At 66.7% G+C, this 9,233-nt stretch carries 10 protein-coding genes; 6 read left to right on the top strand and 4 right to left on the bottom strand.

From position 1 onward, the window contains the following. Positions 1-176: 176 nt before the first annotated feature. Complete coding sequence (locus BLT23_RS31035) at positions 177-1,637, bottom strand: helix-turn-helix transcriptional regulator (protein WP_176946995.1); 1,461 nt, start codon at positions 1,635-1,637, stop codon at positions 177-179. A gap of 129 nt (positions 1,638-1,766) precedes the next feature. Here BLT23_RS31035 and BLT23_RS31030 point away from each other — a divergent pair, with 129 nt between their 5' ends. The 5 genes from BLT23_RS31030 to BLT23_RS31010 all read left to right on the top strand — a co-directional run bounded on the left by BLT23_RS31030 (position 1,767) and on the right by BLT23_RS31010 (position 5,484). Next, complete coding sequence (locus BLT23_RS31030; protein WP_245744364.1) at positions 1,767-2,969, top strand: radical SAM protein; 1,203 nt, start codon at positions 1,767-1,769, stop codon at positions 2,967-2,969. Further along, entirely contained in the window at positions 2,966-3,580 is a 615-nt protein-coding gene (locus tag BLT23_RS31025) for a 3'-5' exonuclease (protein ID WP_176946994.1), read from the top strand. Before BLT23_RS31030 ends, BLT23_RS31025 begins: the two co-directional genes overlap by 4 nt. Further along, on the top strand, positions 3,577-4,191 hold the full coding sequence (locus BLT23_RS31020; RefSeq protein ID WP_176946993.1) for an AAA family ATPase: 615 nt from the start codon (positions 3,577-3,579) through the stop codon (positions 4,189-4,191). Before BLT23_RS31025 ends, BLT23_RS31020 begins: the two co-directional genes overlap by 4 nt. A 593-nt stretch (positions 4,192-4,784) precedes the next feature. Further along, the gene (locus BLT23_RS31015) at positions 4,785-4,964 is read left to right on the top strand and encodes a hypothetical protein (RefSeq protein WP_090055576.1); all 180 of its coding nucleotides are present in this window, start codon (positions 4,785-4,787) and stop codon (positions 4,962-4,964) included. Between the two features lie 130 nt (positions 4,965-5,094). Continuing rightward, positions 5,095-5,484, top strand: a complete 390-nt coding sequence (locus BLT23_RS31010) for an RNA polymerase-binding protein RbpA (RefSeq protein ID WP_090055573.1) — start codon at positions 5,095-5,097, stop codon at positions 5,482-5,484. On the opposite strand, the gene BLT23_RS31005 is transcribed toward BLT23_RS31010, so the two are convergent. Continuing rightward, on the bottom strand, positions 5,450-6,058 hold the full coding sequence (locus BLT23_RS31005; protein ID WP_090055570.1) for an alpha-ketoglutarate-dependent dioxygenase AlkB: 609 nt from the start codon (positions 6,056-6,058) through the stop codon (positions 5,450-5,452). The two genes, BLT23_RS31010 and BLT23_RS31005, sit on opposite strands and share 35 nt — an antisense overlap. 27 nt (positions 6,059-6,085) lie before the next feature. Further along, positions 6,086-6,625, bottom strand: a complete 540-nt coding sequence (locus BLT23_RS31000; RefSeq protein ID WP_176946992.1) for a TetR/AcrR family transcriptional regulator — start codon at positions 6,623-6,625, stop codon at positions 6,086-6,088. Positions 6,626-6,674: 49 nt separating this feature from the next. Here BLT23_RS31000 and BLT23_RS30995 point away from each other — a divergent pair, with 49 nt between their 5' ends. Then, on the top strand, positions 6,675-8,273 hold the full coding sequence (locus BLT23_RS30995; RefSeq protein ID WP_090055567.1) for an AMP-dependent synthetase/ligase: 1,599 nt from the start codon (positions 6,675-6,677) through the stop codon (positions 8,271-8,273). Positions 8,274-8,351: 78 nt separating this feature from the next. On the opposite strand, the gene BLT23_RS30990 is transcribed toward BLT23_RS30995, so the two are convergent. Continuing rightward, entirely contained in the window at positions 8,352-9,218 is an 867-nt protein-coding gene (locus BLT23_RS30990; RefSeq protein ID WP_090055564.1) for a DUF2382 domain-containing protein, read from the bottom strand. Positions 9,219-9,233: the final 15 nt, after the last annotated feature.

The raw sequence follows: 9,233 nt of genomic DNA, 5'->3' as shown, positions 1-9,233 counted from the left end.
TCCACGCGCCGTGGCCCAGCTGGGTGCGGCGCGGTGCGAGCGGGGCCAGCGACGGCTCCGCTTCCAGGTCGAACAGGGAACCCTGGCGCATGGACTGCAGCCTGGTCGAACACCTGTTCTAGTTCGGTGATGACTTCGGCCGGGGTGTCGTGCAGCCGGCGGACCGCCAGCGGAGGTCACAGAAGCAACGTCCTGTCGCGCCAGGCGATGCGCAGTAGCGTCAACGCGCTCGCTGATAGCCGCGGATTCAAGCGTTCTATGGCCTCGCCCGAGAAGGGCATGTCAGTTCGACCGTTGCCGCCCACGATCTTTCCCTCATCGTTGGTGCGCACGAGATTCGCAAACAGCTCATCGAACACGTGGTCATCGAGCACTGCCACCGTGAGCTGCATCGCGCCCAACTCCAAGGGCTCAATCACAAGTCCGTAATGCCACAGCCGGAATCGCCCGGCGTCGCGGAATCGCTCAAACGACCTGAATGGCTCCCTAGTGGCGTAGTCGATCGGCTGAGGGCTATTGCCGTCGTGCTCAGGATTCCCGAGGAACTCCTCTGAGAACTCACGCATGATGTTGCGCCACAGGGAGAAGTCGTTGTAGACGTCCGTCGGGTCGACGGAGGACGGTTGAAACTCACCCGCTGGCATGACATGGCAGAGTCCGCCTCCGTCAGCGACTTTGCCGCCGTCACGCTCGTGCAGCACGAACCGGTGATCACCGTCGCGCCCTCGACGGATCGTCAGCGTGTTGATGCCAGGAGACATCAACAGACGATCGGGATCGAACGGATCACCGATGGACCTGCGCAACGGCAACGCGTCCCAGTCCGGCACGGAACGCTCTGCCGCAAGCCATGCTGACTTGAACTCGTGGGCCACTGACTGCTTCACGTCGAACGTCTCAAAGAAGGACGTCGTGCCGAACGTGAGTTCCATGCCTCGGCGGGTGTCGAGGCCGAGCAACCTGTAGCTCAGCCGATTTTCCAGCAGACGCGGGCGGACGAGGTCGCGCACCGCACGGCTGTAGTTCGTATACCGATGTCCTCGATCAGTGAGCGGAAGGACATGGTCAACAGGCGCTAGCGGCGGAACGGGACGCTGCGACTCGCTCCATAGCAACCGGACGTCATCAAGTTCGACAGGTTCGTCCAGCAGCCACCCAGGACCAGTCAGAACATGCCCGCCAGGTCCACGCGAAGACTCAGGATAGAGCCACGCAGCCAACTCGGTCAGTTCGCGGCCCCGGACTCCTGGAGTGTTCCTGACCTCCAACCACTGGTCTTGACTGGCCCGAACCCGGTGGCTTGGTACCGCCTCGGGCGTGGCCGGTGGCACAGCCGAGGCCGGCGAGTCCGTCAAGCGGGCGCGCAGCCGCATCTGCTCGTCTTTCGCCTCGGTTCGCAGCGCGACGAGGACGCCGTTGGCGTCCAGCACATTGTCTAGGGCCTTCACAAGTTCCCGTGACGGAAGGTTCTTGCCGACCTTCTGGGCGGAGGCGATGTACTGCCTGCTGTACCCGGCCCTGATCGCGACCTCGTTGTCGCTGAGGTTCATGAGCTTCCTCAACTCTTTGACCTTCTTGGCCAACCGCACGGCTGCCGGTTCTGGCTGCTTGTCAGCGGCGAGTTGATCGTCCGTCACGGCGTCTCCGAGTCCATCGAGTGGGGAGGCAAATACGCGCCTAGCTTGATTTGCCTCCTTACGTGATCTTAGCCGCGCTGGTCACATAGCAGCAGGCCGCAGACGAGGCGGCATGACGGGGAGGTCAAGGTGGCGGGATCCTGCAAGAACGACTTGGACGGCGTCGGGGCGGTAGTGGCGTCGTCGCGCCTGTTGCCGCTCATCACGGACTCTGTCCAATCGACGCTGCGGCCCGAGTTGCTCGACGTGATCGAGTACCGCAAGTCCGGACTCAGCGTGAACTGGATCATCGGCTGCCCTCTGGACTGCTCGTACTGCGTCCGCCACCTATTCGACAACTTCGAGATGAGGGTCCCTCGCGCCTTGATGCGTGAGGAGGAGGCGGTTGACCGTCTGCTCACGCATCCGCACTTCGAGCCGGGCGTCACGCCGATTCAGCTCCTCAACCGCGCGACCGATCCGATGTTGCAGGCGGTCAAGCCGCACCTGTTCAACATGCTGCGCCTTCTCGACGAGCGCGGGTTGACCAACCACGTGTTGGTGATCAGTAGGTGGCACGTGAACGCGGAGGACTGCGCGGTTCTGAACTCCTTCCAGAACATCAAGGTCACCCTGTTGATCACGCACTCCGGGATCAATGACGAGCGCGTTGAACCGGTCGACTCGAACATCGCGGCAACGTCGTTGCGCACGGCGTTCGAGCACGCCGACAGGTACCGCACTGTGCTGTACTGGCGGCCGATCGTGCCCGGCCTGAACGACAGTGATGAGCACATCAGCCGAGCGCTCGAACTCAGCAGCTACGCCCACGCGACGGTGTTCACCGGCCTGTTCTACAAGGATCAAATCCGGGACTACTACGTCTCCAACGGCTTGCCGGAGCCCTACGAGACCGGGGCGCGGCGCAAGGTGTTCCCGGAGGCACTGGAGCGGCGCATCCTCGCCGCGGCGAAGGCTCGGCCGGCGGGTGGATCGCCGCTGTTTCGCAAGACCTCTTGCGGCGTGACCTACGCGCACGGCGTCGCCGACTACAACGGGCACTTCGGCATCCGCGAGTTGTGCGACATCTGCCCGGCTTCGCAGTTGGCGCTGTGCGCGAAAGCGTGGACTCCGCCCAACACGCCGGAGGTCGCAGCGATGGCTGAGGTTCTGGGCGGCAAGCTGGTGACCATCAACGAACGCGCCGTGGTCGTCGCCGGGTTGGATGAGCAGCGCCGCTACCGACTTCAGCACCACTTCGGCTACCAGATCCACGACATCAACAAGCCGCACCTCGCTCACCGGCACGGACGCGCCGAGACCGGGTGGCCCGCTCCTCAGGAGGTCTCGTGACCAACACCCTTCCCGCCGCTTTGCGCGACCGCGCCCTTGCGGTCGCCGACGTCGAGGGCAACGGGCAGCAGCCGCCCGACATCGTGGAGCTCGCGATGCTCACCGTGGACGGCCCCGGCGATCAATCGGACTTCAAGTCGTGGCTCGTGCGCCCCACGCGCCGGATCTCTCCCATCGTCCAGCGCATCCACGGAATCAGCAACGAGGACGTCGAGAACTGCCCGCCGTGGTCCGCCATCGAGAAGGAGGTCTCAACCCTCCTGGCCGGTCGCACCTTGATCGCGCACAGCGCCTCGGTCGAGTACAAGGTGATCGGCTCTCATCTGCCGCAGTGGGCACCCCCGATGGTCCTCGACACTCTCAAGCTCGCCAAGCACGTGTGGCCAGATCTGGAGAGCTACAAACTCACCGATTTGGTCGCTCACGCTGAGATCGACACGACTGAGTTCCCGGAGCAGCGACCACACCGAGCGGGGTACGACACCTGGTGCGCGTGGCTGCTCCTGCGCGCGCTGCTCGGCGATCAGGAGATGACCTGGGACCAGTTGGTCAAGGTGGCGCACTTGAAGGGCTTCGAACCGTCTGCTGAACCTGACGGAGGACTGTGGTGAGCAGTTCCGTTGAACGACCGGTCACTGTCGCGGTCGCTGGTACGCATTCGACCGGCAAGACGACGTTCATCGCGCGTCTCGCGCACGAACTGCGCCGCGACAAGATCACCGTTGCGCACGTGGCCGACCTCGGCGAAACGGCCATGAGTCTCGGACTGCCCCTTCTCGACAACCACACCTGGGCATCAACCCTGTGGTTCATCACGAAGGGAATCAGCAAGGAAATCGAGGCGTGGAATCGGGCTGACGTCGTCCTCGTAGACCGGCCGGTTGCGGACGCGATCGGCTACTACCGAGCCGCACTCGTCTACCGAGGCGAAGAGCCCGAGCACGATCGAGTGATCATGCTCGAATCCCTCGCAAAGCACCACAGCGTCAACTACGACCTCCTGTTCAAAACCACGCTCGATCCCACCATCCCGTTGGGTGACAACAAGGAGCGGGACTCCAACGCGCGGTTTCGACACCTCGCGGACCTCCACGTCGCCAGCGTTCTCGAAGACCTCGACCTTCCACACGAGTTGCTGCCAGTCGACGGCCACGACGACGCCCTGGCGCAAGCCATCCACTTCATCGACGGCCATCTGAGCGGCGTAGCTGGTACCTCCTGAACTTTCCAAGCTGGCGGCAGGGTTGGGTGACCCGACCCCCGGCCCTGCCGTCGCCCAGCACGAAGAGGGATTTGCAATGGCAATCTCGGCGATGCGGTCGCGGCGACAGCCTTCGAGCCATAGGGGCGATGGGCTGGACGCGACGATTTTCCTTTGCGGAGACCTGCTCGGTTGGCCAATTGTGATCAGCGCAGAAGGTGTCTTCTTGCCTGCCAGCCACGACATCGCCGGTCTGACCGTGCCTGCTGGGCTTGCGGGCGAGGTCAACACGGAGATCATTCGCCGCGAGATTCGCGTTCCGATCATCGCGGCACCGGGAGTGGGCGGCAGGTGGGTTTTCCTCGTCCAGCTTCCTCCGGCGCTCCCAAGCCTTCCCGTTGGTGTCGGGCTGATAAGTGGGACTGCCCGAATTCCACTTCCACCGACCAGGGTAGGTGCCGAACCTGCGCGATGGATTTCTGAGCCGTCCGAGGTGTACCGACTCGTTGTACCTCCTCTGAGCCAGGTACTCCAGGCCATTCGGTACACGGTGAATCCAAGGCTCGCCTAGTGGGGCATCGGTGAACGGCTTGTGCATATGCGGTTGGCCACTCGTGATCGTGCTCATTGAGGCGCACATCGGCTTCTTGGTCTTCCTGCTGATCCCGACCAGTGGTCGTACTGCCAAGAAGATCGGTCGATGGAGGCGACAACACGGCCCCGAACGCGGTGGTCGCACCGTGGCTGACCTGATTGAGGACAGCGAGCGCGACAAGGTCTCGTTGAGCAACTAGAGCAACTAGAGCGACTGGACGAGGGGCGCCTCCTGTCGTCGTCCGGTCAGCGACGGAGCCGGTTGAAGACCGGCCGTCCGCCAGTAGCTGTGGCTCCTGGCTCCGTCGCCTATTCACGAGGGGATCACCTGTGGCACTCGGGCATGTTCGGTACGTCAAGGGACGTCGCGCAGACCAACTCGGACCCCAAAAGCCTCAGGCCGAGCCTGAGGCACTAGCGCCTCGCTGGATTGTGAACTACTCGTGTCCCAAGGGCCACGAGTTCGAGGTGGCGCTCGCGGCTGATGCAGAGTCGCCGTCTACATGGGATTGCCCGTGCCATGGCCTAGAAGCGAAGCCCATCGGTGTGGAGCAACCGAAGAAGAGTCCGAAGCTGGGCCGGACCTATTGGGACATGCTGCTGGAGCGCCGAACGATCCCACAGCTTCAGGCCCTGCTGACGGAGGAGGCTCGCCGGGTGTGGGAGGTGTCCGAGGAGCTGGTGGCTACCGGACTCCGTGCGGGCGGAACTGGACGCTGATGCGCGGCCCGACGACCTTCGAGGTCTTCGGGATCGCGTGCTCCCACGTCCGCTGGCACGACCCGCCCATCACCAGCAGGTCGCCGTGGCCGAGCGCGTAGCGGTGCGTCTCACCGCCGCCGCGGGGCCGCAGCAGCAACGCGCGCGGTGCTCCGACGGAGAGGATCGCGACCATCGTGTCCTCGGTCTGCCCACGGCCGATCGTGTCGCCGTGCCACGCCACGGAGTCGCGTCCGTCGCGGTAGTAGCAGAGACCGGCGGTGGTGAACGGCTCGTGCAACTCCGGCAGGTAGTGCGCCGAGAGCCGCGACCGTGCGGCCGTCAGCACGTCGAGCGGCAGCGCGCCGGAGTAGAAGCACAGCAGGCGTGGCACGTCGACCACGGTGTCGTACATCTGGCGGCGTTCGGCCCGCCACGGAACCTCGGCGACCAGCCGGTCGAACACCACGTCCGCGCCGGACAGCCAGCCCGGCTGGACGTCGATCCACGCGCCGTGGCCCAGCTGGGTGCGGCGCGGTGCGAGCGGGGCCAGCGACGGCTCCGCTTCCAGGTCGAACAGGGAACCCTGGCGCATGGACCGCAGCCTAATCGAACGTGTGTTCTACGGCGAGAGGGCGGCCCAGACCGTGTCTGCGATCAGGTCGCGGGCGGCGGCCAGGTCGAACGTGCCGAGCAGGTAGCGGCGCACCGACTCGTGGACCGGCCCCAGCGCCACCGGTTCCAGCGCCCACGGCGGCACGGTCCGCAGCTCACCCGCGGCCATCCGCTCGGAGAACCACCGCATGACCGGTGCGAACTGCGCCTGCTTCGCGACCGGGTCGGCGTGGTCGGGCGCGGCGTACAGGAAGCGGGCGCGGCTGGGGTTCTCCATCACCCAGTCCACGTACCGCAGCACCAGGTCGCGCACGACGGGGCGAGCGGGGCGGTCGTCCAGCGCGGGCACCATCGCGGTCAGGCAGCCGGCGTAGCTGTCCGCGTAGAGCTGGGCGAACACTCCCGCCCGGCTGCCGAAGTGGTGGTAGATGCTGCCGTTCGACATGCCGGAGCGCTCGGTCAGCGCCGCGATCGTGACGGCGTCGAGGCCGCCTTCGGAGACGAGCGCGAGCGCCGCGTCGAGGAGAGACTGTCGTCGGTCCGCCACGAGGGTTAGAGTACCGCTCTGGAGCGACGCTCCAGAGAAGGGAAGAGCAATGGCGCTGTCGATTCCCGGCCTGCTGCGGGAACGGGTCACCCGCACCCCCGACGCGGAGGCGATGAGGTACCGCGAAGGCGGTGGCTGGACCTCGCTGACCTGGGCCGGACTGCAGGACCGCGTCGCGGCGGAGGCGTTCGGCCTGCGCGGCGAGGGCCTGCGCAAGGGCGACCGGGTCGCGTTGATGGGCCCCACGAGCATCGAGTGGATCGTCACCGACCTGGCGGTCCTCGCGGCCGGCGGCGCCACGACGACGATCTACCCGAACAGCACCGCGGCCGAGGTCGCGCACATCATCGCCGACTCCGGCAGCCGCATCGTCGTCGTGGCGAGCGACGAGCACGCGGCCCTCGTGCCCGAGGGTGTGCGGGTGCTCCGGTTCGGCGGCGTCCCCACGGAGCAGGGCGACTACGACGCGCTGGTCGACGACCTCGGGCCGGACGACCTCGCGACGCTGATCTACACGTCCGGCACGACCGGCGTCCCCAAGGGCGTCGAGCTCACCCACGAGAACTGGGTGTCGACGGCGGAGGCCGTCGCGTCGCTGGGCCTGCTGCTGCCCTCCGACCTGCACTTCCTGTGGCTGCCGCTGTCCCACGCGTTCGGCAAGGTGCTGACGATGGCGATGATCGCCGCGGGCGTGCCGACCGCAGTGGACGGCAGCGTCGAGCGGATCGTGGACAACCTGGGCGAGCTGCGGCCGACGATCGTGGCCGCCGCGCCGCGCATCTTCGAGAAGATCCACGGCAGGGTCGTCGCCGGGGCGCGCGAGAAGGGCGGCCTCACCGAGAAGATCTTCCGGTGGGCCGACCGCGAGCACGGCCCCGCGACGCGCTGGCTCGCGGACCGGCTGGTGTACCGCAAGCTGCGCGACCGCGTCGGCGGGCGGATCCGCTACTTCGTGTCGGGCTCGGCGCCGCTCGCGCCGGAGATCGCGGAGTTCTTCGCCCGCGCGGGCCTCACGATCCTGGAGGGCTACGGGCTCACCGAGTCGTCCGCGGGGACGTTCCTCAACCGGCCGGAGTCGGTGAAGATCGGCACGGTCGGGCCGCCGATCCCCGGCATGGAGGTCAAGATCGCCGAGGACGGCGAGGTGCTGCTGCGGGGACCCGCCGTCATGCGCGGCTACCACAACCGGCCGGACGCCACGGCCGAGACGCTGGTCGACGGGTGGCTGCACACGGGCGACATCGGCGAGGTCGACGACGCGGGGCGGTTGAGGATCACCGACCGCAAGAAGGAGCTGATCAAGACCTCCGGCGGCAAGTACGTGGCGCCGACCAGGATCGAGAGCATGATCAACGCGGCCTCGCCGTACATCAGCAACGTGATCGTGCACGGCGACCGCCGTAAGTACTGCGTGGCGCTCGTGACGCTCGACCCGGACACCGCGGGGAACGTCACCGACGCCGAGGCCGAGGTCCGCGCCGCGGTCGACTCCGTCAACGCCCAGCTGGCGCGGCACGAGACGGTCAAGCGGTTCGCCGTGCTGGACCGGGACTTCAGCGTCGAGGACGGCCTGCTGACGGCGTCGCTGAAGCCGCGCCGCCGCGAGATCGAGAAGCGCTACAAGGACGTGCTGGACAGCCTGTACTGACACCGCGCTGCCGACACGCGAAACCGCCCACCGGCGAAGTGTGGGCGGTTTCGCGCGTCAGCGCGGCTCAGTGCCACCTCAACGGCGGCCGTCGCCTTCGCTCTGGTCGCCGTAGCGGATGCCACCGCGTCGCAGGTCGCCGTCGGCCTGGTCGTCGTCGTAGCGGATGCCGCCGCGCCGCAGGTCACCGTCGCGTTCCACGTCGACGGTCTCCTTGCGGACCTCGCCCTTGACGTCGCGCTGCTCGGTGACCGCGTCCTTCTCCAGGCGGACCCGCTCGGTGGCCTCGGCGTGCTTGCTCACCACCGGTTCCTCGCGCTCCAGCGTGACCTCGGCCTGCTCGTCGGCGAACGCCCGGTCCGAGTCGCGCACACCGCCCTGGACGGGCTCGCGGACCACCCTGACCTCTTCGTGCGTCACGGGCACGCTCACGTTGCGCTGCTCGGTGACCGTGTGCTTGACCAGCCGCACGCGGCCCGCCTCCACCTTGCGGGTGCCGACGTCGAGCTTCTCCTCGGAGAGCGTGACCTCGGCGCCCTCGGTCGCACCGCGCCTGCCGGCGGCGTGACGCCCGGTGTCGGCGGTCCGGCCGGTGTCCTCGAGCCGGTCGTGCTCACCGGTCTTGGCCTGCGGGATCAGCCCGTAGTGCCGGTAGAGCGCGTCCTGCTCCTCGTCGGTCATGTGGTCGTCCGAGGTCTGCACGCTCGGGGCGTCCTTCACCTGCTGCTTCGAGACGGGGACCTTGATCGCTCCGCCCGCGACGCTGCCCTGCTGGATCGGGACGAAGCTCTCCTTCATGCCGAACAGTCCGGTGTGGACCTCGGCCCACATCGGCTTGCCGGTGCCGTCCTCGAGCCAGACCCGCTTGACCGAACCGATCTTCTCCCCGTGGTTGTCGATCACGTCGCAGTCGTACAGCGCTTCAACGTGCGTCTGATCGATCATCGCGTTGTCCCTTCC

The organism is Lentzea fradiae, from assembly GCF_900100955.1.
Lineage (GTDB): Bacteria > Actinomycetota > Actinomycetes > Mycobacteriales > Pseudonocardiaceae > Lentzea > Lentzea fradiae.
This window is presented reverse-complemented; position numbering and strand designations above follow the sequence as displayed.

Coding starts and splice junctions, on each gene's coding strand:
- BLT23_RS31005 (WP_090055570.1), bottom strand. CDS start 6,058: ATGCGCCAGGGTTCCCTGTTCGACCTGGAAGCGGAGCCGTCGCTGGCC.
- BLT23_RS30995 (WP_090055567.1), top strand. CDS start 6,675: ATGGCGCTGTCGATTCCCGGCCTGCTGCGGGAACGGGTCACCCGCACC.
- BLT23_RS30990 (WP_090055564.1), bottom strand. CDS start 9,218: ATGATCGATCAGACGCACGTTGAAGCGCTGTACGACTGCGACGTGATC.